Raw genomic sequence first — 23432 nt, 5'->3', positions numbered from 1 at the left:
ACTCAACCATTTATATTTAAAACAGCACGATTTATTCGTGCTGTTTTTTTATTTATAACGGATAACCACAAGATCATTGGGCAATAGTTTCTTTAACTTAACTAAAAAATTTAGGCTTATATGATGATTTTCCCGGTTTTCATGGAATACAAATCACTAAAAATCATCAATTTTTATCTTTTTTAGAAATTTTTTAATTTTCAAATTAATCATTAAAGCCGACCGACCGCCTCTAGTTAGTGACAAGGGAATATCCCGAGGCCTGAAAGATATAGTGACTAACTAAGGAGACTAAGATGGCTTTATCAATGCACACTAACTACGCTTCGCTTGTAACTCAAAACACAATGAACACAACAAGCGGACTTCTAAACACAGCAATGGAACGTCTAAGCACAGGCTACCGTGTGAACTCAGCTGCTGATGACGCTGCTGGTCTTCAAATTGCTAACCGTCTAGAAGCGCAAACACGCGGCATGTCAGTAGCAATGCGTAACGCACAAGACGGCATCTCTATGATGCAAACTGCTGAAGGTGCGATGGATGAAATGACAAACATCGTTTACCGTATGAACGACCTTGCTACACAATCGTTGAACGGTTCAAACAGTGCAACAGACCGTGCGTCTCTTAACAAAGAGTTCACACAGCTTACTGCAGAACTAAACAACATCGTAGACAACACTAAGTTCGGTGGTCAAAACCTTCTTAAAGGCGGCGGCTTCGGTGCAGGTGACGTAACATTCCAAATCGGTGCATCTTCTGCTGAAACATTGACTGTAAGCGCAAGCGCAGGTATCGGTGAAATCACTACTATTCTTGCTGATGCAGCAATTACAGATGGTATCGATGACGCGACTAAAGCAAAAGCAGCACTAGACAAAATCAGCGGCGCTGACGGTCTAGTAGAAAAAATTGGTAGCTCTCGTGCAGACTTCGGTGCGAACATCAACCGTCTTGAGCACACTATGGCTAACCTTGGTAACATGGTAGAAAACGTTACAGCATCTAAAGGTCGTATCATGGATACAGACTTTGCAGTAGAGTCTTCAAACATGACTAAGAACCAAATGTTGATGCAAGCAGGTACAACTGTTCTGTCTCAAACTAACCAGCTTCCAAGCATGGCAATGTCACTACTACGCTAATTACTTAGTTAATAGTGCGCTTAATTTAAATCGTCTTAATTATAAAGCCTTCCTATGGAAGGCTTTATTTTTATCTACGAATATAAATAGAGCTCGTATTATCTTTGTGAGATTCAGGCACTCTGAATCCGAATTTCAACATAATATTAAATAAAACCTTATTAAACAGTTCTAATTCTATCGTCTCTAATTTGCTTCCTATTTTACTATCTCTAAGTTCAGGAAAATTGAACTTAGCCTCCTTTAAGATACTAGCTATCTCATCAGAATTGATGCTCTGTTTACTTAATAGTTTTTTGTTAATGAACTCTTCATATGCACGAGCACATTTCATCAATCGTAACGCAAATTCATTCATAACTGACATTCTTTGAAACGTAAAAAATTTAATTTTTAGTGAGAACACTTGCACATCGCACTATCAAAAATAATATCAGAACGCAATTAATGCACTCTGTAAGAATTATCTGAATCAAGCTGAAGTAAAGGCTGAATATAACGTCTAATTAAAACATCTCTCCTAATTAGAACCGTCAATACAATTAAATATTTTCTTTGTTTAGGTCGCCTTTTCTTATAAGGAAATTACTTTTTCCATGGAGGAAGGCGGAACAAACAAGGTGGAAACACCACTTCCTCCCAAGAAAACAAAATAGCTCTAAACCTTTGTTTTAATTGAATTTAATATACGGCACGCATCTTGCCACTGATAATTAAACTAAGGCGTAGCATTCAAAGTATTCAAGCCAATAAGAGATGAGAGGAGCACACCTCATGAGTTCTTTAGACCCAGTAAAAATGGCAACCCAATTCGCACAATTGGACACAAACCCATTCAAAAACCGTTACCAAGCGCAAGCTAATGTGTACCAGTCACAACTGTCAGCTTTTAATAAAGTTGAAAGCGCACTACGTGATTTTCGTACTGCAATGAAAGAGATGAATAACAGCACAAACAGCATCATCAAAAACAGTGCGACACTCTCTCAAGAAGGTAACTTTACTGCAAACGCGGATGCTAAAGCGCTAACGGGTAACTATCAGATTTTTGTAGAAAAAGTGGCAACGGCGCATCAAGTATCTACAGGTATGCCTGCAGACCTTGAGGCAACGACAGAAGTACCAACAACTGGATCTTTAGAATTCACCATCAACGGTGAAACAATGACTCTAGACTTGTCCTCCGTTGATGTTAATGGTGACGGCACTGCAACGATCAGCGATTTAGCCAGTGCGATTAACAATCACACGGATAACCCTGGCGTTAACGCCACTCTAGTTCGCTCGAATGGTCAAACACACTTTATGCTATCGAGCACTGAGACTGGTGTCGAAAATAAGATCAACGTATCTGCATCGGGTACTGGCCAAGCGTGGTTTGAAGACGCCTTCACCAACCTCAAGCAAATTAACGCTCCGCAAGATGCGATTATGTGGCTAGGTGCAAAAGACTCAGGCCTGAAACTAACCAACGCAAGTAATACTTTTGAAGGTGTCATCGACGGTGTTGACATTACCGTATCTAAACCGCAAGCCGCGGGAGATTCGCCAATCGGTTTAAAAATTGGAGCTGATAGCGAAGGCACTAAAGAACAACTAGATAAGTTTGTGGAAACCTACAATGCCCTTGTTTCGACTATCGATCAGTACACCCAAATTGGCGGTGAAGATCAGAAACGCGGCGTGCTCGCTAGCGACTCGACATTGCGTTCTATTGAGAGTCAGTTAACGGGGTTAATCCGAGGTGAACACAATGGTATGCGCCTAAGCGAAATCGGCGTGAGCCTAGACCGCAACGGTAAAATGAAAGTTGATCAAGAAAAGTTCAAAGAAGCTCAACAAACAAACAGCGCAGGCTTAGAGGCGTTGTTTAATGGGGATGACGCTTTGCTAGATTCTCTTGACGCGATGGTAGAGCCTTTCTTGAAGTTCTCATCAGGAACCTTCAGCACGCGTAAAGACGCAATACAGTCAAGCTTAGACCGAATCAAAGATAAACAAACCAATTTAGAGCGTAAGTACGAAATGTCGTACAACCGCTATCTCAAACAATTCACTCAAATGAATTCAATTATGACCCAAATGAACCAAACCATGTCCATGTTTAATGCTCAAAAATAAGACATTTGGTTCCAAATTTAGGAGAAATATTCATGCTTATGGATTCTGGTTACGATTCGTACCAACAAGTCGATCTCGACGCTCAAGCGGCAGCAGCAAATCCACACCAATTGGTCATCATGTTAATCGATGGCCTACTCGATGAAGTTGAACGTATTCGCGGCCACCTAGCCGCAAATCGTTTGGCCGAGAAAGGGAATGGAATCAACAAATGCATGAACATCTTGATTGGACTAACAAGTGCTTTAGATGATGAAAACGGCGGTGAAATTGCGGAAAACCTACGCCAGCTGTATGACTTCTGCCAAGTCGAACTTTATTACGCTAGCGTGCAAAACGATGCAAATCGCTTGGTTAACGTTGAGCGTGTAATGGGTAACATTCGTGAAGGTTGGATGAATTTTGGACAACAAGCATAAAGTATCGCCAGAGCGATTCCGTCATTTATCTCAGCTCATCCAGTTCGCCGCAAAAACGGCCGATTGGCATGCGCTCAAGCGGTACGACTTGCAGTTGCGAGAGCTTTTGATCAGTCACAAGCCTTTTTTGAAAGATCCTAAGCTTGCACCTGAAATCCAGCGAGCGAAAACAGTGCACGCTAATGCCTTCGCAGTATTAGAGAAGTCGACCAACGAGTTGAAAAAAGAGATGAACATGGTCAATGACCATCAAGAACGCGCTATGGCCTATCAATTAGCAATGACCATGGAGCTAACTCAATGATCATACCTTCTTCAACTCAGCACTCGGGTAATTCGCCAGCTAACAATGAGGGTCACATCAAGCAAGCGAACTCGGTACACGGCTTTTCTCATGGTTTTAAATCAGGGAACAAGCAGAATGGTGAGCAAGACTTTAACTCTGCGTCAGCGGTACCGAGTTTTCACCTTACGGCCTCTACTTTGAACAGCGCAAACAAAGTACAAAGTCATGGTTTTGATACTGATGACCGCTCAGCTTCAGATCCGGATGCCAACTTGACCAGTACACTAGGGTTAACAGAATCGACTGATCTTGCAGCGCAAGCTCAAGCTTTAACCCAGGGTATGATTACCATGGCAGAGAAGCAGGTTGAGAAACTAGGAAAAGCGTCATCTTTAATGACTGCGAGCGAAGTTAAGTCTGTTACTCAAGATTCGTCTAACGCTATGTTAAACACATCATCAAAACAAGATGTGAAGCAAAGTCTGCCGACTTCATCGAGTTCGCGTTTGCCTATATCCGGTGCTGAGTTTCAAACTCTTTTGAATCAACCTGTTCAAGGGCAACCAACCGCCTCACTACTTCAAGCACAAGCTCCTACAACACAACCTGCACATTCACCGGTTGCGACGAGTCATGTTCAAGCTCAAGGCTCTGAGTGGGCAGCGGTGCGTGTTGATACCACTGCCGGAAAGTGGGGGGAGCAAATGATGCAAGTATTACATGATCGCGTGACGCTCCAAGCTCAACAAAATGTACAAGAAGCAAAAATCCGCCTAGACCCACCAGACTTAGGGAAATTGGATTTACTTGTACGTGTTGAAGGTGACCGATTGAGTGTCCACATCAACGCCAATGCCGCAGCAACACGAGAAGCTTTAATGCAAGTTTCGGAACGATTGCGTACTGAGTTACAAGAGCAAAACTTCGTTCATGTCGATGTCAATGTTGGCTCTGATCAAAACCAAGGTCGAAATGACCCACATGCAAACGAAGAAGACGCCAATATTTTCGCCGCACGAGAATCTGGTGCATTCCAAACCACGACAACAACTAACTATTCAGAACACTGGCTAAGCACTCAAGCTTAGTGAATCTTCGAGGAAAAAGGTTATGACCAAACAACAAATGATCGCCCTGTTTATCGCCATGATCATCACCAGTGCCCTCGTTTCGGCCGTCACAATTATGGGCGGAATCTGGTACTTAAACAAACACGCTCAAGAGTCACCTGACTCTGGTTCACTGATCGAAGACTCTCCACTGTCTTTTTTGGTCACAGAACAACCGACAAGCAAAGGTCCTAGCTTCCATCCTTTGGACAAAGTCGTTTTGACCGTTAAAGGCAAGAAACAGACTCACTTTGTGATGCTAGAACTGGCAATTGAGACACGCCGTCCAGAGCGTATCAAAGAGATCGATGAATACATGCCTATGGTACAAAACTCTCTATTAAAACTGTTTAGCGACAAAACGTTTGATCAGTTACAGCAAGCGGGTGCCATCGATATTCTGCAAGACGAAGTGAAGCAAACGCTTCTACTCGCTTTTGCTAAAACAGACATCGTCCGAGAAATCGACGATGTTTTGTTGACTAAATATGTTGTGCAATAACGGAGCACAACCATGTTAGACATGAATGTACAAGACACTTACACCACAGAAGAGGAAGTGACAACACCGTCACGACCAATTGATGAAAACGCATTGCTACAACGTCATCAGGTCATGGTAAAACGCGTAGTTAACCAGCTGCGCGTTCATGCCACTTCTCACTGTAGTATTGAAGATATGCAGCAGATAGGCCTTATCGCTCTAGTCGAGGCTGGACGCCGATATGGCGATGTTGACGATCCTCACTTTCCTGCTTTCGCCGTTTGTCGAGTTCGGGGAGCTATTTTAGACGAATTACGCCGACTAGATTGGCGTTCACGTAAGACTCGTCAACAAGCCCACGAGCTCAACGACGTGACTCGAGATCTCACTCGAACGTTAGGTCGAATGCCAACGGATGCCGAAATCATCCAGGCTTTAGGGACGAATGAGCAAGATTATTACAACCGCCAAAATGCCGCTCTCGCAGGCGAGATGCAAAGCCTTGACCAACTGATGGAGAGCAGCGGTGATAGCTACATTGGCGGGCAATACGATGGCATGGAACATGAACATATTCGTCGTAGTTTAGACAGTGCTTTGGGTAAGTTACCTAAGCGCGATCAACTGCTCCTGACTCTGTTCTATCAACATGAACTCAACTTACACGAAATAGCTCTGGTATTGGATCTGACACCACCTCGTATATGTCAGCTTCACAAACAAGCGCTGAAACAACTCAACCAATTAATGTCCTCTTAGGAGTCACAAGATGCAAAAGTTTTTTGGAGTGCTCACTATCCTGGTGTGCGTCTTCGGTGGATATATGTGGGCCGGTGGTAGCTTAGGTGCTATCTGGCAGCCAGCCGAATTCCTTATCATTATTGGCGCCGCTGCTGGTTCTCTGATCATCGGTAATCCGCCTCATGTACTGAAAGAAATGCGTCGCCAAGTGCCAGCGACCATTAAAGGTCCAACAGAAGAGCATGAGTACTACATGGAATTAATGGCACTACTCAACAACTTGCTAGAGACAGCGAGAAACCGCGGATACAAGTTTCTGGATTCTCATATTGAGGCTCCGGAGCAAAGTTCTATGTTCCTCGCTTACCCGACGATCGCAGAAGATCATCGCCTAATTTCTTTCATTACTGACAATTTACGTTTAATGGCAATGGGACAGATGTCGCCTCATGAATTAGAGGGACTGCTAGAGCAAGAAATCGAAGCAATACAGAACGAAATGCTTTTACCTTCACGCTCACTACAGCGTACAGCAGAAGCACTACCTGGCTTCGGTATTCTTGCAGCAGTTGGTGGCATCATTATCACCATGCAAGCTATTGATGGCTCAATCGCTATGATTGGTTATCACGTTGCGGCAGCTCTCGTTGGTACATTCATTGGTATTTTCGGTTGTTACTGTGGCTTAGATCCACTAAGTAACGCCATGGCTCAGCGAGTAAAACGTAATATGACTGCTTTTGAGTGCGTTCGTGCAACCTTGGTTGCCTACGTAGCGAAAAAGCCGACATTGCTCGCCATTGACGCTGGTCGTAAACATATTCAGCTAGACATCAAACCAACATTCAACCAAATGGAGAAGTGGTTAGCTGAACAGGAGGGATAATGCAAAAACAAGAGCATGTAGTGTTCAAACGTGCCAAAGTATACAGCCATGATGAGTCGTCTCATGGCGGCGCGTGGAAAGTCGCGTTTGCTGACTTCATGATCGCCCTAATGGCGCTGTTTCTTGTACTTTGGGTTATGCAGGTGGTAGACAAAGAAGAGCGTAAAGCGATTGTTGCCCACTTGCATAGTTCAAGCGTATTCGACAAGAGTTACGGCAACCCATTTGATACGTCACAAAGTATTTCTCCTATCGACTTGGCACAGGACTCTTCTGTGCCAAGTAAACACAACTCCAACCATGTGGTAAGCTCTTACTTCAAAGGTGATGGGGATGGACCAGAAATTGATTCTTTGATTCCTGGTAACTTCGATACTCAAGAGCAACTTGCCGCACTAGCGAAAGTAATTGAGCAAATGACTGCCCAAATTAATGCGCAGGGAAATGTAAACGTCACGGTGACACCACAAGGTTTGCGTATCGTCCTTCAAGATGATTACAAACAGCATATGTTCAGCCGTGGTGGTGCAAAACTTACTCCTTTTTTTGAAGATTTACTGCTCGCACTAGCACCTGTATTTCATCGTGTTAACAACCCTCTGATCATCAGCGGACACACAGATGCAATTCCATTTAAAAAGCGTTTTGGTCGTCAATCTAACTGGGCGTTATCAGCCTCTCGAGCAGACGTAGCAAGAAATACGTTAGTAGAAGGCGGTATGCCGGATGATAGAGTAATGCAGGTAACGGGTATGTCAGATAGAGCGCTGCTTAATCCTGATGAGCCAGATTCTAGCGAAAACCGTCGTATTGAGCTGTTTGTTTTAACGACTCCTGCCGCTAAAGTGCTTGAGACCCTTTTTGGCAACCACCAAGAAAGCGAACTGCAAAAAGCGAAAGAGAAGGCTGAATTCAACCAACCAGTCATTCGTCAAGAAGTCATCAATTACTCCGGCGATACCGCCACCAGCGAAGTAAAAATTCAAGAATTATAATCTTAAAAGGTCACCACTCTGATGGTGACCTCTCTAACCAAAGCCTCTGTTACTGTGACTTTTTAGTTGAGTTCTATATGCACATAACATCATCCGAAAAAAGAAAAAGCGACTTACTGAAGAAAGCCTTTTTATGGCTCATTGTCTTCGATTACCTTTTATTGGCGTTTTTCTTAACTCAGCTATCAAGTATGACACTAAACAGCGGAACCATGATCAGCTTGTTACTTGTTGTTTATAACGTCTTACTTGTTTCGCTATGTTTTCAACGAACCAACAAGCAGGACTCTTACATTATCTACCCTGTTTTGTCCGCAACGTTATTAGCATTTGTCTGCTTTCTTTACTTCTTTTTTTTAATTTAGCTCCCCGACTCGACCATTGATTTTATTTTTACTGCTTTTTCGAAGTGGTCGAGCTGATGAGTCTGAATCCACCACGTAGCCGCTTCCATCAACAGCTCTGGGTCGTCATTTTTATTAGCGAAAAACGCATAAAATGAGAGACCAACCAATTCACCTTTACTCGCGATCTTTTTGTCACAGACCTCTATAATTTTGTCTCTCAGCGAAGCTCTCATTTCTAATCCCTTAACCTAGTACATACTCACTAACCATACGGTTGAAAGAAATCAAATCAAACGAGCCTTTAATTTCAAAACGCACTCTTCCCACCTCACTCATGAAGAACTCGATTTCACAATCCAAATCAAAAGTACCAGAGGTCTCGATAGAAAATGCATTGATCTTACTGTAAGGCAAAGAAGTGTAATCCACTTTTGAGCCGGTAATCCCTTGCACATTTGCCGCTATCACTCGCTTGTTCGTAAACACCACTTGGTCACGAACTGTTTTAAAAGCAGCGAAAATAGTCTCACCATCAATCAAGAACTTAAGGAAGTCTTCTCTGGCATTAGAAACGTCAATCGGCTTAAGCTTAAATACAGAGGAATTGTCGAAATCAATCATAATTAATCCTTTGAGTGGGCGTTAGAACGAATTATCAACGTATCAGATAGCACCACTTTTGCCTACTCGCAACGCACGTTTCTGCTTGATTCGCCCAACAACGAAGCGTCACTCACTTCCACCCTTGCATCCATTGCTCAGAGTCTTTTAGGTCTTGCCAGTTCATCTCTCGGTCGCGTTTACTCATGACTGCCTCGATGACACATCTCACAACGTTACCATCTTCATCTAGTTCCATTTCCGTCACGACAAAATGCTTCTCTTTGTTTTTAGGTGAAATTGCCGTCCATTTACTGTGCAATAGTTTCTTAGGGTGGATTCTGTTCATCGCATTGTACCAATTTAACTACCATGTTGATGTATACGACTGAATACCAAGAGAGAATCAGATTTTGTTTTTGCAAACCGACAAAAGATAAAACCGCAAAAGAGATCACTCCCTTTCGCGGCTCTAACTACAATCCGACTAGGTCTTCTGACCATTCAGTCGAGGGTTTAAGTACTGACTTTGTAGCAACTGTAACCCTTTACCGACCAGAACAATCACTACCGCGCCAATCAGGACAGGCGTGAAGAGAAAACTCCATCCCTGCCCAGACGCCATGATCAAAATTGGATTTGCCCCCGCAGGTGGATGAGTGGTCTTCGTAATCAGCATCGCAGACACACCTAGCCCCGTCGCAATCGCGAGCGTGACCGGCGTGACGTCAACATACTGGCTAAACGCAATACCGATAGATGCCGTAATGAAGTGACCAATGATCACGTTTTTTGGTTGAGCGAGAGGGCTGCTAGGCACCCCAAACACCAGTACTGCGGTAGCACCAAATGGTGCCATCAGGAGTACAACCTCCGTCAGTGATACCTCTGCGTAGGACAATACGCCAATAGCCAACGTAGCGCCAAGCCCGGCAACCAACGATAAAATTAAATTATTCATAAACACCTCAAAGTAGACCGAATTGTCTACAAAATAAAATAGACAAATCTGTCTACCTTTGTCAATATGTGTTTATGGAACTTTTTGAGGACGTAGTTATGAACAAAAAGAAACAGTTATTGATCGACACAGCTTTGTCACTGTTTTATAAACAAGGCATCAACTCTATTGGCATCAATGAAGTCCTCAATGTTTCCGGCGTGGCTAAACGCACGCTATATAACCATTTTGAGAGCAAAGAAGCGCTTATCATCGCCGCATTAGAACAACGCCACCAAGTATTTATGGAATGGTTGGAGGAAAAGCTTTCTTCAGCACAAACGTGCGCGGAGGTGATCGATCAGTTATTTACAGCACTCAACGGCTGGTTTCATGGCTCTGAAGAAAAGTTGGGCGAGTTTCGCGGTTGCTTTTTCATCAATACGTCCGCGGAATTCAGTGACGACAGTGGCGAGATCGCAACGTATTGCCGCTACCATAAGCAGCAAGTCAGAGAGCTAATTCATCACTATCTCAAATCAGACAACGCTGCATTACTCGATGCCATTTGCATCATGAAAGAGGGCGCGATCACTACCGCTTACATGACGAAAGAGTACGACAACATCACGAAGAAATGCGTGACCATTTTGCACAAGCTTTAATGCGTTCAGGTATAGTCATTTGCGGATTAAGTATGCAAACCAAAGGCACCAATCGGTGCCTTTCGTTTTAGTTAGTGAGTGTACTTACAGCTCGTGCTCGGTACGAGCAATGATATCGTCTTGAGCATCTGGTGATAGCGCGGTGAAGAAGGCTGAGTAGCCTGCAACTCGCACAACCAGATCACGATATTGTTCAGGGTTCTTCTTCGCTGCTAGCAAGGTCTCGCGAGAGACGATGTTGTACTGAACATGCCAGCCTTTGTGGTGGTTGAAGAAGGTGCGAATCAACATAGAAAGCTTGAGCTTGTCCCCTTCAGACTCAACTGCTGCCGGGCTTAACTTCTGGTTAAGCAGCACGCCACCAAGGATCTTATTCGCTTGAATCTTACCAACCGAGTTGTACACTGCCGTTGGACCTAAACGGTCTGAGCCAGATGACGGGCTTGCACCTTCTGCCAATGGCGTTTTCGCTTTACGACCATCTGGCGTTGCCATGGTTGAAGCACCGAATGGGACGTTTGCCGAGATACTTGATGTACCTGCGTAGTAACCGCCGCCAATTGGACCACGCCCATGACGCGTATTAACGAACTGCTCTAGCTCATCAATGTACACTTGGTAAGCGTCTGCCAATAGTTGGTCTACCGCGTCATCATCGTTACCGTATTTTGGTGCAAAGTTGATAAGACGTTGGCGAAGCTGTTCGTTCTCCATGCCATCGAAATCTTCTGCCAATGCTTTTGCTAGCTGTTGTTGTGAGATAAGGGGCTGAGTGATTTGCGCATCATCGAAAACAAGGTGCTTGATGGCAGCTAGGCTGTTACCCAAGTTCGCGATACCGACTTGCAAACCAGATACCCAATCGTATTTCGCGCCACCTTCTTTCACGGTTTTACCGCGAGCCAAACAGTCATCCACCAGCGTTGAACAGAAAATGTCTTGAGCTTGCTGTTCAAGTACGCTGTCGACTACAGTATCAATCTCAATCGATTTACGGGTGTAGTAGCGGATTTGCTCTGCCCAAGAAGCGGTCACTTGCTCAAAGTTCTCAAAGTTGCCTTTTGCTAATGACTTATCGTGTGGCAAGAAAGCTTTACCCGTTGTTGCATCCACACCTTCGTTCAATGAAGCTAGCAAGATACGGGCGAAGTTAATGAAGCTCATGCCCGTACAACGGTAACCCCATTTGCCCGGAACTGCGGTCTCGATACAGCCGATAGATGCGTAGTTGTAAGCGTCTTCTTTCTCTACACCAAGCTTGATGAATTCAGGAATAACAATCTCATCGTTGTTGAACGCTGGCATACCGAAGCCGCATTTAATCACTTCAATACAGCCCATTAAGAACTCTTGGTTCAAACCTTCGTGGTAACGCACACTCAAGTTAGGTTGCGTCGAACGCAACTGACCACAAGATTCCAGAATCGCCCAAGAAAGAGGATTCACTGCGTCTTCAGGCTCACCCTTTTCATTCAACTTCTGACCGCCGATACACACGTTTTGATACAGCGGAGAACCTGCCGATGCTTTCGAGTGAGCACCAGAGCGAATCTTGTTTACTTCAAGCAGCTTCAACCAACAGCTTTGTAAAAGCTCTAATGCAAAGTCTTTCTCAATCGTGCCATTTTCGATATCGCGAACATAAAATTCGTTGAGGAATTGGTCCATACGACCGAAAGAAACCGAGTGACCGTTCGATTCAATTTGTAGCATCAACTGAACGAAGTAGCTCAACTGCAGTGCTTGCCAGAAGTTTTCTGGTGCGTGACTTGCTACATGACGACAGTTTGCCGCAATGCTTTCTAACTCAGCTTTGCGCAGCGGGCGTTTCTCTTCAAGCGCCATTTTTGCCGCCAATTCAGCGTAGCTCACCATGTGGTCTTGAATGGCAAGCAGTACGATTTCGACTGATTTATAGAACTGCTCTTTCTTCAAGCCTTCAAAGGTCGAAACATCATTGTTAGCACGGTGCTGACGAACATCCTCTAGCAAACCGTTCATGCCTAGCTTCAAGATTTTCTCGTTATCCACCGCTAGGTGCGCGTCACCCGAAGTCATGTTGCCTTCAGCTTTAATGATGGTGCTGGCTAAGATTTCTTGCTGCTCATCAGTGAACAAGCCATAACAACGGTCTTGAACGGTTTTGCCACGCCAGTACGGTGTGATGCTGTGAATGCTTTGCTTGTCTTCTTCAGTGACCGCAAAACCTGCACCAGGACGGTCGGCTAGCTCATCAATTTCCGCTTCAATCCAACGTACAGTGTATTCTGGGAAAATAGGCGCAGCGCGCACTTTGCTCGCTTGGTTACCGACGATCAATTCATCGTGTTTAATCCAAATCGTACGAGTGCGTAAGTGCTCTTGCAGTGCTAGCGCACGTTGGACAATCACAGGTTTGTCTTCGTTTGCTTGATAAGCACGAGTGTATGCCTCTGCACGCTCGGTACAGACAGGTGGCGTAACGATATTTACCAGTGCCGATTTGTGCGCTTTGATACGCTCAGGAAGGTAATTCAGGTCCATAGTTAACCTCTTACAATCACGTTAAGTTGGGTGTTTTCGCTTGCGTATTGCATGGCGCTTTCTAGCAGTTCTGGTTTGTTTAATGGCTTGTCAGAACACTCGTAAGGCATATCGAGCAAACGGTATTTATTGATGCCGAGCGTGTGGTACGGCAGCAAGTGAAGTTCTTGGCAGCTTTCTAGTGAAGCCGCAAAATCGATGATGTCTTTCAACTCTTCGATGGTGTCATTGAACCCCGGCACAACGGGAACACGAATCACAATGCGCTTCGCGATAGGTGCCAGTTTTCGGAAATTATCTTTGATGCGTTTTAGTGAACCTTTCGCCCAACTAAGAAACTTCTCTTCATCGGTATGTTTTAAATCTGCCAACCAACAATCGATATGCGGCGCGGCTTTTTCAACGTTCTTCCACGGCACATGCATGCACGATTCAATAGCGGTAGAGACTTGGTTGTCACGCAGACGCTGCGCGAGTTCTGCCACCAAATCCGCTTGCATGAGAGGCTCACCACCGGAGAAGGTCACGCCACCTTGGCTTTGGTCGTAGAACGGTTTGTCTTTCATTAAGGTGTCGAACAGCATGTCTGATTTTGCCTCTTCACCGCAGACAGTCAGTGCTTGCGTAGGACAGACGTCTCGCAGCGCGATCAGTTGGTCTTCTTTGATGGCTTTGCGATTGATGATGATCTGGTTGTCGATGCGTTGAATACCATCACCCACCGTTTCACTATCCGCCGTGGTTTGAGTTGTGGCTTGATAAGCAGAAACGCACAGCTGGCAATCTTCCATGCAGCTTCGCTGATCAAACAACAGTGAATACTTTTCGCTGCGGCTTTCTGGGTTTTGACACCAAGGACAAGACAAGCTGCATCCTTTAAGAAAAAGAATGGAACGAATGCCATCACCATCATGGGTAGAGAATCGTTGAATATTGAAATACATCTCTGCTTGCCTCTTGGTCTGTGCTACCGCTATTTACTTAATTCGTTTCTTTTGCTCGTTGAGTCTTATGAACAGCTTTTCTGTTTTCTAACTGAAAGCTTCATTTGAGCGTTTACAAGTTTCACTTAACTTTCACTTAATGAAATTATTATAGTTTCAAATGAAATTTCAATTGATCAAAATCAAGATCTCGTTCGATTGTCAGATCTATAGTGATCCCATCATCAAAACGAAGATTTTGTTTAAGGTAGAAACCATGATTGAACTTTATTTAGATACTGCTGATGTGGCAGAAGTAAAACGCTTTAACCAGTGCCTACCGCTAAAAGGCGTGACGACAAACCCAAGCATTTTGGCGAAGTCAAAACAGGGACTGAATGAAACCCTAGCAGGCATGCAAGAAGCACTTGGCGGTACACCTCGCTTTCACGCTCAAGTCGTGAGTTCAACCGTCGAAGGCATGGTGGCAGAAGCGCGCCAACTGAATGAATTGCCTTACGATATGGTGGTAAAAGTGCCAGCCACAGAAACAGGCTTAGCTGCAATTAAGCTAATGAAAAAAGAGGGAATTAAGGTTCTTGCTACCGCTATCTATTCAGCTCAACAAGGGTTCCTTGCAGCACTGTGCGGTGCAGACTACCTAGCACCTTACGTAAACCGCATTGATGCGATGAACGGCAACGGTGTTGAAGTGGTCGCGGATCTTCAATTGTTGCTCGATCAAAACCAACTACCAGCGAAGATTTTGGCAGCGAGTTTCAAGAATACTCAACAAGCAATGGAGGTGATGAAACTGGGTATCGAAGCCATTACATTGCCAACCGATGTGGCAGCGCAAATGTTCGCTCATCCAGCAGTAAAACCTGCGGTTGAACAGTTCGATAAAGACTGGAAAGAGACGTTCGGCGACAAGCTTTCATTTGAAAGCTAATTAAAAGTAAGAACTCAATATTTTAGTCAACAATAAGGGAATCTTAACTCACCCTGTGCGCCGGTGAGTTTAAGATTCCCTTTTGTATTTCATATAAAGAGGTGAGGTTTACAGCAGTTCTCTATTGGTCAGTGACCAAAGGTACACGCGCTTGAGTAAACTGATTTTGAGCCTCTTACGAACACCTCGTTTGGAATGGTGGAGTCGGTTTGGTAGCACAATGGCTTTCATCTCGGTTTTCATTTCTTTTCCATCCACCAACACAGTAGACCTCCGATGCAGTAAGCCTGCAGATCTTTCCAATCAAATGTGGCGCCCAAAATTACAGCCAGAGGCGATGAAGATTCGATACCAAGCCAAGCTGCGACCTGAAGCAATTGCCCCAACTCGACGGCAAACGCAATCAACACCACCAATGAAACCAGCCAGTTAACGGGCATAGAGAACATACTTGCAAGAAAGTAGTAGAGCCAAACCACAACGAGAACATCACCAAATGTCGGACGAATAAAGCTGTCTCGAACATAGAGCGCAATAACGACCAATGCGATAAAACACACCAAACTTTTCAGTCCATTTTTTACCGAAAATCGCAGGTGGATAGCGGACGTTTCTTCCACCATATTGCTTGGCTGCCCAGTGAGAATTGCTCGTTTAAACATCTTCATGATTCGCCTTTGCGCTTTCTTCCGCTTTCTTATTTCGTGCGTACCAGTCGATGTTGCGTGTAATGACCATAGTGAAGCTCAAAATCGCGAAACACAGCAATGTCCCCATCACCAATGCATAGCTTTCTGCTTGTAGCAAGCCAAACAGTAATCCGTAGAGAGTAAGTAAACACGCTCCGAATATCGCGCCGTGTTTGGTGTTGCTCAACATACCGCTCACGTACACACTTAAAAGTCCCGTCGAGGCGACTGCCGACACCACATACGCCCAGTTAAAGCCCAGATGTTCACTCATCGAAATCAGCAATAGATAGAAAAGTGCTAAAGCCAGACCAATAAAGCCGTATTGCACTGGGTGAACCGGACGCGCTTGGAACAGCTCCAGTAAGAAGAAACTCGCAAATACTAATGTGATAACCAATAGTGAATAGTTCACAGCTCGGTGGGATTTCAAATAGTGGTCCACGGGATCAATCAAATCTACGCCCATTTGTCGCTGTTCAAGCTCGTGACAAGCGTGATTCGATGACAAACAGCTTTGGAACAGCTGCGCGATATTGGTAGAGAAGTTATTGCTCGCCCACTGCGCGTTAAATCCATCTTCGGATACCTCTGACGACACTGGTAAGTAATCACCGATAAAGCTTGGATGCGCCCATGCTGAAGAGAGCTCAACTGTTGTTTGACTGCCGATTGGTGTGACTTGAAGCTGTCCCATCCCTTGCAGCAAGAAGTTAAGATCGAACGCCAAAGGTTGCTCTGTATTTAGGTCTGCGGGTGTCAGAGCACTGTGGAAGCCTTGTGGTAACTGATCTAACCCCGTTCCCGGTGCGACTTCGATTTCAGAACTCGCCATGGTCATGTCATCCAAACGAATCAATCCGCGGCTGTCTTCAATGCCAACCACTAGGCTCATGTTTTCAATATCAAGCCCCTGCAACGCCGAGAGATCGTCTGCATCAAAAGTGCCTTTCAGTGCCACTTGTGCTTTGTATAAACGCGCGCGGTAAATGCCTCGGTACTTTTCAAAACTGTCCAGATTCGCGCTCATATCAAAAGTGCTGGGTAAAAGAAATTTACGACGCTCTTTAATCTGTACTTTGTCATCTCGGTAACTGGTTTCGGTGTAGTTAACCATGATGAATGGACCAATGATGCGCTGCTCGCCGCTGCTACTGCGTGCGATGTCGTTTCTGACTTCATCTTGGCGATATGAGCGTTCTGAGATCAGCCCAGTGACCATTGAAAGCGGGATTTGCAGTAAGACAAACAAAAACAGCACGAAGGCGAACTTCGTGCCGAGTTGGTTATTGAGGATCTTTTTCATGTTTCATTCTCCATTTGCTGATAGGAGTAATCTAAATCAGCAATTTGGAGAACGAATGGAGCTAATGTGGAGTTTCTATGGAGTTGGTAAAACCAGCGTCACTTTCACGCCAGAATCGACGTTTTCGACTTGCAACTTACCCTTGTGCAGTTTGATCACTTGCTCAACAAAATTCAGCCCGAGCCCAGTGCTCTTAACACCATTTTTCCGAGCGACGGAGTAGAAGCGCTCGGTTAAACGAGGCATTGCATAGTCGGGAATCTGAGGGCCTGAATTGAAAATCGACAAGCACACTTTCTCTTTCGTGACCTCAGCTTTCCATTCAATGCATCCCTCCGAATCAACAAAATCCAGCGCATTGTCCATCAAGTTAAAAACGGCTTGTTTCAGCAAGAAGGCATCACCAAACACGGAGAGATGGTCATCAATTTGGATTTTGGCAGTGACCGGCTTAGCACTCAAACGCGCATCCGCCGATTCAACCACTTCATTGACCATTTGTTTTAGCGAGATAGCTTCGACTTGTTCTAGTTCAGGGCGCTTTTCAAGACGAGCAAGTTCTAGCAGCTTATCAATCAATGACTGCATGCGATCGCTTTCTCGCTCAATGTTACCAGCAAAGCGCGCGACCTTTTCTTCAGGCAACGGCATTTGCAATATTTCACTCGCGCCTTTAATCGCTGATAACGGGCTTTTCAGCTCATGAGTCAGCGTCTGTACGTACTCTTCCACATATTGTTTGCCATCGAGCTGATTGCGCATTTTCTCTAATGCGTCGCTTAGCGTGCCGTACTCGTAAAAGATACGAAATGTTGGCTTAGAGACCTTTTCACCCTCACCCATTTTGGTCGCGTAGTCTTCTAGCTTGTTCAGTGCCGAGTGAATTCGCCAAGCAAACAATGCCCCTGCCAATAGCACTAAACCACTCATCCACACCATCCAAAACAGCACATTGCGTTTAGAAAGATCGATGAAGGGTTGTACTGAGCGATTGGATTTTGCCACCGTCACGCTGCCAATGATTTCACCTTTGTGGTAAATGGGCGCAGCAACATGCATAACGGTTGAGAGTGGATCTTTCGGGTCTTCGATGGTACTGCGCGCGCCGTATTGACCACGCAACGTGAGATAAACATCGTTCCATTGCGAGTAGTCTTTGCCTACGTCTTGCTGCCAAGAATCCGCAATCACAATGCCTTGTTTGTCGGTGATGTAAATTCGATGGTTAATCGCTTTTTTGCCAATTTCCCAAATGCGCGCTTGAGGCTCTCGCTGTCCATAAGCCGTTAATAGTTTGGAGAAGCGATTCTCAGACAACTTGTCATTCGCGACGTCTTCTTCCGCCAATACCGCAAGCAAGTTCGCCATATCCACCAGCGTCTCTTCGGTGGTTTGGCGCACGGTTGGCTTAAGTTCTTGGACAACCGTTTTGCTCACCATGTAAGCCGTCATCCCGACTAAGATGAAGTAGAGAAAAAACAGTCTGAGTCCAAGTGGGATCTTCGGCCAGCGATTCATCATTCACCTTTAATGCAGTAAAAGTAACCAAAGCCACGTTTGGTACAGATGCGTTCAGACATCTCAAACGGCTTCAACTTATGGCGAATGGCTTTGATGTGGGTATCAATATTGCGCTCGTATGCAGCCTCTGGCGCCATGTCAGCAGCGACCATAAGTTGCTCTCGACTCAATACATTGGAAGAGACAGAAATCAGTTTATCGAGGATCTTGAACTCCACCGCGGTCAGCCCAAGCATTTGCCCGCCAACACCGTAGTCGAAGTTCTGCGCAACTAAATCATGGTTCAAATGAGGTTGTTCTGGAACAGCCACAGGCTCTGGTTTGTGCTCCATCATTGGCGCTTTAGCTTTGATTCTAAGTTTAATGCGAGCCAACATTTCACGCGGACTAAATGGCTTAGTCACGTAATCATCCGCGCCAATCTCCAAGCCCACGACGCGGTCAATTTCATCGCTTCTTGCGGTGAGAAAGATAATGGGAATATCAGAAAACTCACGGATGGTTTTGCACAATTCAAAACCATTACCATCCGGTAAGCCTACGTCTAAGACAAGTAACGCTGCGGAGTTGTGCTGCAAAAAGGCCAAGCCCTCTCCTGCCGTTGCAAACCACTCTGCGTGGTAGCCATCCATCTCTAATACATGAATCAGGTTCTCTGCGATAGCAGATTCATCCTCGATAATAAGGACGGTGGGTTGTTCGCTCAATGTCTTAGCCTCATTGACGGTGTTTATCTTTATGTTGGTATTATCACTTAATTTGGGGCCAAGGCTAGTGGATTGATGCAGCAAAGGCGCAGTTCGTGGATAATACTAATCAAACACACTTCTATTCAGCATAATAAATTTATCACTTAGATTAATGAGTCACCACAATTGTGGATACAATGATTTCAACCATTGATATGAACAGTGTTCATTTTAAACTCAAGTTATCAATTCGATTTTATTTAAAGGACAGTCACTGATGAAAAGAGCGCTAATCCCCCTGGCTTTACTGACTTTGCTCTCAGGTTGCGCTAGCATGTCTCCGGATGAGTGCAAAACGGCAAACTGGTACAACGTAGGTTATCAAGATGGCCAAGATGGCAACGATCCAAACATTATCAATAGCTATACCGAAGACTGTGGTGAAGCGGGTGTGACACCCGACCGAGCGAAATGGAAAGAAGGCTTTGATAAAGGCACTATCCAATATTGCTCACCAGACAATGGGTACACTGTCGGTATCGAAGGCAAAGAATATTACGGTGTATGCAGCAGCAAAGAGTTTATTGAGAACTACCAGTTAGGTCATCAAGAATATCAACGCCAGCAACGCATCCAACAAATCGATACTGAAATCTCGGTCATCGATAATCAGCTTGATGGCAATCCAGACAAAGATAATGCCAAGAGACTGAAAGAGAAGAGAAAGCGATTGGCTGACGAGCGTTCAAGCCTCTTGTCGCCAACCATCAACTTGAATCTGAATTTCTAAATCGATTGGATTTAGCTTCTAAAAATTCATGGCCCTAGCTCAGTTCTAGGGTCATGAATTGACTGTTCGGATCGAGTTCGTAATCCCCGAACGGCTCGCAGTACACAAAGCCATGCTTTTCATACAACAGGCGCGCTGGTTTAAAAAACTCCATCGAGCCCGTTTCTAAACTCAAGCGCTGCAAACCTTTTTGCTTCGCTTGCTCAATCACATGAATCAATAATTGAGATGCCACACCTTGGTTTCTTGCCGTAGGCGTGGTGCGCATGGATTTCAGCTCCGCGTGTTGGTCATCCAACTCTTTAATCGCCGCACACCCAAGCAGTTGCTCACCTTTCCATCCGGTCCAAAATGTCACTTCTGGCGCTTTGAGCTTATCTAAATCTAACGCATGCACGCTTTCTGGTGGTGACGTGGCGTACATGTCCTGTAAATGTCCTTCCAACAGCGCTATCACTTGCGACCGTTCTAAATTGTCGATTTCAATCCTCATCTTTCCATCCTTGGTTTTTCATAGCTAAAGCGGCTGTCTCATAATGTGCTGCGGTCCAACAGGGCCGCCGTGGTAAAGCTCATTGGTATCTTCAAACCCTGATTTTAAATAGCACTGATAAGCAGGTATGTTGCGGCAATTCACAGTGAGATAAAGCGCATCAAATTCGGGATAATGGCGTTTGGCGAAATTGGCAAACTGTTGAATTGCTCGCTTGGCGATGCCTTTGCCTTGATGACGGTGATCCACCAGCAAAGCACGCACGCCTAAACTGTTTTTCGGGCAAAAATCGTATTTCTCGCTGTAAGCAGCATCAAATAGAAAAAAGCCAACCACGTCATCGTCCGCCAGAATCAGATGCGGAAGCTCTGTGGGTTCAAGACGTGCAAGCATTTCACCCACATCCGCGACCGTAAACTGCGATTGCTCTTCTAGCACGCTAAGTTCGCAAGTGTGTTCATGTCGCTCAGGCGAATACTTTTCAATAGTAATCATAATCTTCCTTGTTGTTTTTATGCTCAATTCATACAGGGTATGTCGTAAATAGAAATACCTAGTGTCGTATTTCCCACTCGCAGGCAAACGTTTAGCACTCTATTATCCTCGCCATTCGATAGAGAGGTTTCCATGTCCCGTTTTTTACTTTGTAGTTTTGCACTCGTTTTACTCTACCCTACTGCCATTGATTTGTATCTTGTTGGTTTGCCTCAAATTGCGTCAGATCTCAACGCCAGTGAATCTCAGTTGCATATTGCGTTTTCGATCTATTTAGCTGGCATGGCTACCACCATGTTATTCGCGGGGAAAATTGCAGACTCTGTGGGACGAAAGCCTGTTGCCGTCGTCGGCGCGATGATCTTCGTGCTCGCGTCTTTTCTCGGCGGAATGGCTGAACAACCAAACGCTTTCTTGATTGCTCGCTTTTGCCAAGGCATCGGTGCTGGATCTTGCTATGTCGTCGCGTTCGCGATTTTACGCGACACGTTAGACGATGAACGCCGCGCGAAAGTATTGTCGATGCTCAATGGCATCACCTGTATCATTCCAGTGATCGCACCCGTGATTGGTCACTTGATTATGCTGAAATTTCCTTGGCCGAGTTTGTTTACCACGATGGCAGGAATGGGCATTCTCGTCAGTGTATTGGCCATTTTTGTTCTCAAAGAATCACTACCCAGCCAACAATGTGAAGAACAGACAACGCCAGAGAGCCATCAAGAGACTTTCTTCGAGCGATTTTTTATCAGTAGGCTGATCATTACTGCACTTGGAGTGACCACCATCCTGACCTTTGTTAACGCTTCACCAATTGTTGTGATGAGTATGCTTGGTTTTGATCGCGGTGGCTATTCTTCCATCATGGCGGGGACTGCGACGATCAGTATGTTGATTTCGTTCTCGGCGCCATTGGCATTGGGGATTTTCAAGCAGCGAACCTTAATGATGAGCTCTCAAGGATTGCTCGTTTGTTCAGCCATCGTGCTCAGTGCAGCCCATTTCCATGATGGACAACCTTTTTACTATGTTTTCGGACTTGGGCTGATTTGCGCAGGCTTCTCGATTGGCTTTGGCGTGGCCATGAGTCAAGCGCTCAGCCCATTCTCTCAACAAGCTGGCGTGGCAAGCTCGTTACTGGGCATTGCTCAAGTTTGTAGTTCCGCGTTCTATATTTGGTTTATGGGTTTCATCGGCGTTACTGCACTGAATATGTTGGTGTTTATCTTAGTGCTAGGTAGCGTAATCAGCCTTGCTCTAATACTATTGATTCCAAAGCCTGTTCACGATACCCATTATGAAGAAATCCCTAGCGCGACTTGATTTAAACTTACTGTTCACTCTGCAATTATTGTTGCAAGAGCAAAGCGTCTCGAAAGCCTCGAAAAAGCTGAACGTTACGCCCTCTACCGTAAGTAAGTCGCTCAACAAACTTCGTCATTGGTTCGATGATCCTTTGTTTGTCAAAACACCTAAAGGTCTTGCGCCAACGCCCTTGGCGCAAAGCATGGAGCAAGATCTTGCAGAATGGCTGCAAATTGGCTGCCAGATTGCAGAAAAACGCAGCGATATTACGCCTAAAGGAGTGCGTTTTGATATCACGATTGAGTCGCCATTAGTGCTCACAATGCTGGACAGACTCATCGTCGCTATCCACCAGCGATACCCTGAAGCGAAAGTAAAAACCAGTAACTGGGATTACGACTCACTCGACGCCATCATTCGAGGCGAGGCGGATATCGGTTTTACCGGCCGAGAGAGTCACCCGAGATCGAAAGAGTCGTTGGATCTTCTGCCGTATTTCTTGGATTTTGAGATTCTATTTTATGACCTGCCGATGGTGTATTTACATAAAGATCATCCGGCATTACAGCAAGAGTGGAATCTCGAGACCTTTCTGAGCTACCAACACATCAATATTGTTTGGGAAAAAAGTGAAACTTGGGCGTTGGATGAAGTATTAACGGAACTAGGGCTACAGCGCTCTATCGGGCTGACGATGTCCAACTTTGAGCAATCCCTTTTTATGGCAGCGCAGCCGACGCATGACATGATCACCACCGCGCCGCACTATTGCAAAAGTTACACAGAAAAGCTGCATCTCGATTTGGTGTGCTTGCCAATTCCATTAGACCAAGCTCAACAAGACAAGTTACTGATTCCATTTACCATGATTTGGCATAAACGCAATGCGTACAATCCCAAATTGCTATGGTTGAAAAACACCATTAAGTCATTGTACAAACAACCTTCCCAACCACAGTAAGACTCAGGCTAAGGTCAGGTTTTCTCTGGTTATTTTTAATGACT

The 23432-nt window shown here is 45.0% G+C and carries 28 protein-coding genes; 15 read left to right on the top strand and 13 right to left on the bottom strand.

Features of this window, described 5'->3' with window-relative positions:
* The first annotated feature begins 296 nt into the window (after positions 1 to 296).
* On the top strand, positions 297 to 1148 hold the full coding sequence (lafA, locus tag J4N43_RS16720; protein ID WP_005375019.1) for a lateral flagellin LafA: 852 nt from the start codon (positions 297 to 299) through the stop codon (positions 1146 to 1148).
* 70 nt (positions 1149 to 1218) lie between these two features.
* Here lafA and J4N43_RS16715 read toward each other — a convergent pair whose 3' ends face one another.
* On the bottom strand, positions 1219 to 1506 hold the full coding sequence (locus J4N43_RS16715) for a hypothetical protein (protein WP_005375016.1): 288 nt from the start codon (positions 1504 to 1506) through the stop codon (positions 1219 to 1221).
* Between the two features lie 416 nt (positions 1507 to 1922).
* Here J4N43_RS16715 and fliD point away from each other — a divergent pair, with 416 nt between their 5' ends.
* From fliD to J4N43_RS16670, 9 genes are all read left to right on the top strand, one after another.
* Complete coding sequence (gene fliD, locus J4N43_RS16710; protein ID WP_158159422.1) at positions 1923 to 3269, top strand: flagellar filament capping protein FliD; 1347 nt, start codon at positions 1923 to 1925, stop codon at positions 3267 to 3269.
* Between the two features lie 32 nt (positions 3270 to 3301).
* Complete coding sequence (fliS, locus tag J4N43_RS16705) at positions 3302 to 3688, top strand: flagellar export chaperone FliS (RefSeq protein WP_005375014.1); 387 nt, start codon at positions 3302 to 3304, stop codon at positions 3686 to 3688.
* Positions 3672 to 3992, top strand: a complete 321-nt coding sequence (locus J4N43_RS16700; RefSeq protein WP_005375013.1) for a hypothetical protein — start codon at positions 3672 to 3674, stop codon at positions 3990 to 3992. Before fliS ends, J4N43_RS16700 begins: the two co-directional genes overlap by 17 nt.
* Positions 3989 to 5062: a flagellar hook-length control protein FliK gene (locus tag J4N43_RS16695; RefSeq protein ID WP_053350025.1), complete on the top strand. Its 1074-nt coding sequence runs from the start codon at positions 3989 to 3991 to the stop codon at positions 5060 to 5062. Before J4N43_RS16700 ends, J4N43_RS16695 begins: the two co-directional genes overlap by 4 nt.
* A gap of 22 nt (positions 5063 to 5084) precedes the next feature.
* Positions 5085 to 5585, top strand: a complete 501-nt coding sequence (locus tag J4N43_RS16690) for a flagellar basal body-associated FliL family protein (protein ID WP_005375011.1) — start codon at positions 5085 to 5087, stop codon at positions 5583 to 5585.
* A gap of 12 nt (positions 5586 to 5597) precedes the next feature.
* Positions 5598 to 6326: a FliA/WhiG family RNA polymerase sigma factor gene (locus J4N43_RS16685; protein WP_005375008.1), complete on the top strand. Its 729-nt coding sequence runs from the start codon at positions 5598 to 5600 to the stop codon at positions 6324 to 6326.
* Between the two features lie 10 nt (positions 6327 to 6336).
* Positions 6337 to 7194 (top strand): flagellar motor stator protein MotA, encoded by an 858-nt coding sequence (gene motA, locus J4N43_RS16680; RefSeq protein WP_005375006.1) that lies wholly within the window; start codon positions 6337 to 6339, stop codon positions 7192 to 7194.
* Positions 7194 to 8189 (top strand): flagellar motor protein MotB, encoded by a 996-nt coding sequence (locus J4N43_RS16675; RefSeq protein WP_252094187.1) that lies wholly within the window; start codon positions 7194 to 7196, stop codon positions 8187 to 8189. The genes motA and J4N43_RS16675 overlap by 1 nt, the downstream gene beginning before the upstream one ends.
* Before the next feature lie 77 nt (positions 8190 to 8266).
* Positions 8267 to 8554, top strand: a complete 288-nt coding sequence (locus J4N43_RS16670; RefSeq protein WP_005375002.1) for a hypothetical protein — start codon at positions 8267 to 8269, stop codon at positions 8552 to 8554.
* On the opposite strand, the gene J4N43_RS16665 is transcribed toward J4N43_RS16670, so the two are convergent.
* The 4 genes from J4N43_RS16665 to J4N43_RS16650 form a co-directional block, all read right to left on the bottom strand.
* Positions 8551 to 8769, bottom strand: coding sequence for a DUF6500 family protein (locus J4N43_RS16665; protein ID WP_017634431.1), 219 nt, complete (start codon positions 8767 to 8769; stop codon positions 8551 to 8553). The genes J4N43_RS16670 and J4N43_RS16665 overlap by 4 nt on opposite strands.
* A gap of 10 nt (positions 8770 to 8779) precedes the next feature.
* Positions 8780 to 9157 carry a PH domain-containing protein gene (locus J4N43_RS16660; RefSeq protein ID WP_005386881.1) on the bottom strand — a complete coding sequence of 126 codons (378 nt, stop codon included), beginning with the start codon at positions 9155 to 9157 and terminating at the stop codon, positions 8780 to 8782.
* Between the two features lie 112 nt (positions 9158 to 9269).
* Positions 9270 to 9485 carry a TIGR02450 family Trp-rich protein gene (locus tag J4N43_RS16655; RefSeq protein WP_005374999.1) on the bottom strand — a complete coding sequence of 72 codons (216 nt, stop codon included), beginning with the start codon at positions 9483 to 9485 and terminating at the stop codon, positions 9270 to 9272.
* A gap of 138 nt (positions 9486 to 9623) precedes the next feature.
* Entirely contained in the window at positions 9624 to 10097 is a 474-nt protein-coding gene (locus tag J4N43_RS16650) for an HPP family protein (RefSeq protein WP_005374998.1), read from the bottom strand.
* Positions 10098 to 10195: 98 nt separating this feature from the next.
* On the opposite strand from J4N43_RS16650, the gene J4N43_RS16645 reads away from it, so the two are divergent.
* Positions 10196 to 10741, top strand: a complete 546-nt coding sequence (locus tag J4N43_RS16645) for a TetR/AcrR family transcriptional regulator (protein WP_025768600.1) — start codon at positions 10196 to 10198, stop codon at positions 10739 to 10741.
* Between the two features lie 84 nt (positions 10742 to 10825).
* Here J4N43_RS16645 and J4N43_RS16640 read toward each other — a convergent pair whose 3' ends face one another.
* On the bottom strand, positions 10826 to 13264 hold the full coding sequence (locus J4N43_RS16640; protein ID WP_158159423.1) for a formate C-acetyltransferase/glycerol dehydratase family glycyl radical enzyme: 2439 nt from the start codon (positions 13262 to 13264) through the stop codon (positions 10826 to 10828).
* Between the two features lie 2 nt (positions 13265 to 13266).
* The gene (locus J4N43_RS16635; protein WP_053350020.1) at positions 13267 to 14208 is read right to left on the bottom strand and encodes a glycyl-radical enzyme activating protein; all 942 of its coding nucleotides are present in this window, start codon (positions 14206 to 14208) and stop codon (positions 13267 to 13269) included.
* Between the two features lie 256 nt (positions 14209 to 14464).
* On the opposite strand from J4N43_RS16635, the gene J4N43_RS16630 reads away from it, so the two are divergent.
* Complete coding sequence (locus J4N43_RS16630) at positions 14465 to 15139, top strand: fructose-6-phosphate aldolase (protein ID WP_053350092.1); 675 nt, start codon at positions 14465 to 14467, stop codon at positions 15137 to 15139.
* A 239-nt stretch (positions 15140 to 15378) separates the two neighbouring features.
* Here the strand turns inward: J4N43_RS16630 and J4N43_RS16625 are convergent, their stop codons facing one another.
* From J4N43_RS16625 to J4N43_RS16610, 4 genes are all read right to left on the bottom strand, one after another.
* On the bottom strand, positions 15379 to 15807 hold the full coding sequence (locus J4N43_RS16625) for a ribosomal maturation YjgA family protein (protein WP_053350019.1): 429 nt from the start codon (positions 15805 to 15807) through the stop codon (positions 15379 to 15381).
* Complete coding sequence (gene creD / locus J4N43_RS16620; protein WP_053350018.1) at positions 15794 to 17134, bottom strand: cell envelope integrity protein CreD; 1341 nt, start codon at positions 17132 to 17134, stop codon at positions 15794 to 15796. Before creD ends, J4N43_RS16625 begins: the two co-directional genes overlap by 14 nt.
* 75 nt (positions 17135 to 17209) lie before the next feature.
* Positions 17210 to 18652 (bottom strand): two-component system sensor histidine kinase CreC, encoded by a 1443-nt coding sequence (creC, locus tag J4N43_RS16615; protein ID WP_053350017.1) that lies wholly within the window; start codon positions 18650 to 18652, stop codon positions 17210 to 17212.
* Positions 18652 to 19362 carry a response regulator gene (locus tag J4N43_RS16610; protein ID WP_053350016.1) on the bottom strand — a complete coding sequence of 237 codons (711 nt, stop codon included), beginning with the start codon at positions 19360 to 19362 and terminating at the stop codon, positions 18652 to 18654. The genes creC and J4N43_RS16610 overlap by 1 nt, the downstream gene beginning before the upstream one ends.
* Positions 19363 to 19621: 259 nt before the next feature.
* On the opposite strand from J4N43_RS16610, the gene J4N43_RS16605 reads away from it, so the two are divergent.
* Complete coding sequence (locus J4N43_RS16605; RefSeq protein WP_053350015.1) at positions 19622 to 20134, top strand: DUF2799 domain-containing protein; 513 nt, start codon at positions 19622 to 19624, stop codon at positions 20132 to 20134.
* Positions 20135 to 20168: 34 nt separating this feature from the next.
* Here the strand turns inward: J4N43_RS16605 and J4N43_RS16600 are convergent, their stop codons facing one another.
* Together J4N43_RS16600 and J4N43_RS16595 are read right to left on the bottom strand one after the other, a co-directional pair.
* Positions 20169 to 20627, bottom strand: a complete 459-nt coding sequence (locus tag J4N43_RS16600) for a GNAT family N-acetyltransferase (RefSeq protein WP_053303884.1) — start codon at positions 20625 to 20627, stop codon at positions 20169 to 20171.
* A 24-nt stretch (positions 20628 to 20651) separates the two neighbouring features.
* Positions 20652 to 21122 (bottom strand): GNAT family N-acetyltransferase, encoded by a 471-nt coding sequence (locus tag J4N43_RS16595; RefSeq protein ID WP_053350014.1) that lies wholly within the window; start codon positions 21120 to 21122, stop codon positions 20652 to 20654.
* Positions 21123 to 21254: 132 nt separating this feature from the next.
* On the opposite strand from J4N43_RS16595, the gene J4N43_RS16590 reads away from it, so the two are divergent.
* Together J4N43_RS16590 and yidZ are read left to right on the top strand one after the other, a co-directional pair.
* Positions 21255 to 22445, top strand: coding sequence for an MFS transporter (locus tag J4N43_RS16590; RefSeq protein WP_053350013.1), 1191 nt, complete (start codon positions 21255 to 21257; stop codon positions 22443 to 22445).
* On the top strand, positions 22420 to 23388 hold the full coding sequence (gene yidZ / locus J4N43_RS16585) for an HTH-type transcriptional regulator YidZ (protein ID WP_047102388.1): 969 nt from the start codon (positions 22420 to 22422) through the stop codon (positions 23386 to 23388). Before J4N43_RS16590 ends, yidZ begins: the two co-directional genes overlap by 26 nt.
* Positions 23389 to 23432 lie beyond the last annotated feature (44 nt).

Origin of the sequence: Vibrio sp. SCSIO 43009 (assembly GCF_023716525.1) — a bacterium.
Classification (GTDB): Bacteria; Pseudomonadota; Gammaproteobacteria; order Enterobacterales; family Vibrionaceae; genus Vibrio; species Vibrio alginolyticus.
This window is presented reverse-complemented; position numbering and strand designations above follow the sequence as displayed.

Excerpts from the sequence above, each read along its gene's own strand:
- J4N43_RS16625 (WP_053350019.1), bottom strand. The coding sequence starts at position 15,807 with ATGAAGATGTTTAAACGAGCAATTCTCACTGGGCAGCCAAGCAATATG.
- J4N43_RS16650 (WP_005374998.1), bottom strand. The coding sequence starts at position 10,097 with ATGAATAATTTAATTTTATCGTTGGTTGCCGGGCTTGGCGCTACGTTG.
- J4N43_RS16640 (WP_158159423.1), bottom strand. The coding sequence starts at position 13,264 with ATGGACCTGAATTACCTTCCTGAGCGTATCAAAGCGCACAAATCGGCA.
- J4N43_RS16600 (WP_053303884.1), bottom strand. The coding sequence starts at position 20,627 with ATGAGGATTGAAATCGACAATTTAGAACGGTCGCAAGTGATAGCGCTG.
- yidZ (WP_047102388.1), top strand. The coding sequence starts at position 22,420 with ATGAAGAAATCCCTAGCGCGACTTGATTTAAACTTACTGTTCACTCTG.
- J4N43_RS16590 (WP_053350013.1), top strand. The coding sequence starts at position 21,255 with ATGTCCCGTTTTTTACTTTGTAGTTTTGCACTCGTTTTACTCTACCCT.
- J4N43_RS16665 (WP_017634431.1), bottom strand. The coding sequence starts at position 8,769 with ATGAGAGCTTCGCTGAGAGACAAAATTATAGAGGTCTGTGACAAAAAG.
- J4N43_RS16660 (WP_005386881.1), bottom strand. The coding sequence starts at position 9,157 with ATGATTGATTTCGACAATTCCTCTGTATTTAAGCTTAAGCCGATTGAC.
- J4N43_RS16635 (WP_053350020.1), bottom strand. The coding sequence starts at position 14,208 with ATGTATTTCAATATTCAACGATTCTCTACCCATGATGGTGATGGCATT.
- J4N43_RS16675 (WP_252094187.1), top strand. The coding sequence starts at position 7,194 with ATGCAAAAACAAGAGCATGTAGTGTTCAAACGTGCCAAAGTATACAGC.
- motA (WP_005375006.1), top strand. The coding sequence starts at position 6,337 with ATGCAAAAGTTTTTTGGAGTGCTCACTATCCTGGTGTGCGTCTTCGGT.
- J4N43_RS16715 (WP_005375016.1), bottom strand. The coding sequence starts at position 1,506 with ATGAATGAATTTGCGTTACGATTGATGAAATGTGCTCGTGCATATGAA.
- J4N43_RS16670 (WP_005375002.1), top strand. The coding sequence starts at position 8,267 with ATGCACATAACATCATCCGAAAAAAGAAAAAGCGACTTACTGAAGAAA.
- J4N43_RS16685 (WP_005375008.1), top strand. The coding sequence starts at position 5,598 with ATGTTAGACATGAATGTACAAGACACTTACACCACAGAAGAGGAAGTG.
- creC (WP_053350017.1), bottom strand. The coding sequence starts at position 18,652 with ATGAATCGCTGGCCGAAGATCCCACTTGGACTCAGACTGTTTTTTCTC.
- fliD (WP_158159422.1), top strand. The coding sequence starts at position 1,923 with ATGAGTTCTTTAGACCCAGTAAAAATGGCAACCCAATTCGCACAATTG.
- creD (WP_053350018.1), bottom strand. The coding sequence starts at position 17,134 with ATGAAAAAGATCCTCAATAACCAACTCGGCACGAAGTTCGCCTTCGTG.
- J4N43_RS16595 (WP_053350014.1), bottom strand. The coding sequence starts at position 21,122 with ATGATTACTATTGAAAAGTATTCGCCTGAGCGACATGAACACACTTGC.
- lafA (WP_005375019.1), top strand. The coding sequence starts at position 297 with ATGGCTTTATCAATGCACACTAACTACGCTTCGCTTGTAACTCAAAAC.
- J4N43_RS16690 (WP_005375011.1), top strand. The coding sequence starts at position 5,085 with ATGACCAAACAACAAATGATCGCCCTGTTTATCGCCATGATCATCACC.
- fliS (WP_005375014.1), top strand. The coding sequence starts at position 3,302 with ATGCTTATGGATTCTGGTTACGATTCGTACCAACAAGTCGATCTCGAC.
- J4N43_RS16645 (WP_025768600.1), top strand. The coding sequence starts at position 10,196 with ATGAACAAAAAGAAACAGTTATTGATCGACACAGCTTTGTCACTGTTT.
- J4N43_RS16655 (WP_005374999.1), bottom strand. The coding sequence starts at position 9,485 with ATGAACAGAATCCACCCTAAGAAACTATTGCACAGTAAATGGACGGCA.
- J4N43_RS16605 (WP_053350015.1), top strand. The coding sequence starts at position 19,622 with ATGAAAAGAGCGCTAATCCCCCTGGCTTTACTGACTTTGCTCTCAGGT.
- J4N43_RS16695 (WP_053350025.1), top strand. The coding sequence starts at position 3,989 with ATGATCATACCTTCTTCAACTCAGCACTCGGGTAATTCGCCAGCTAAC.
- J4N43_RS16630 (WP_053350092.1), top strand. The coding sequence starts at position 14,465 with ATGATTGAACTTTATTTAGATACTGCTGATGTGGCAGAAGTAAAACGC.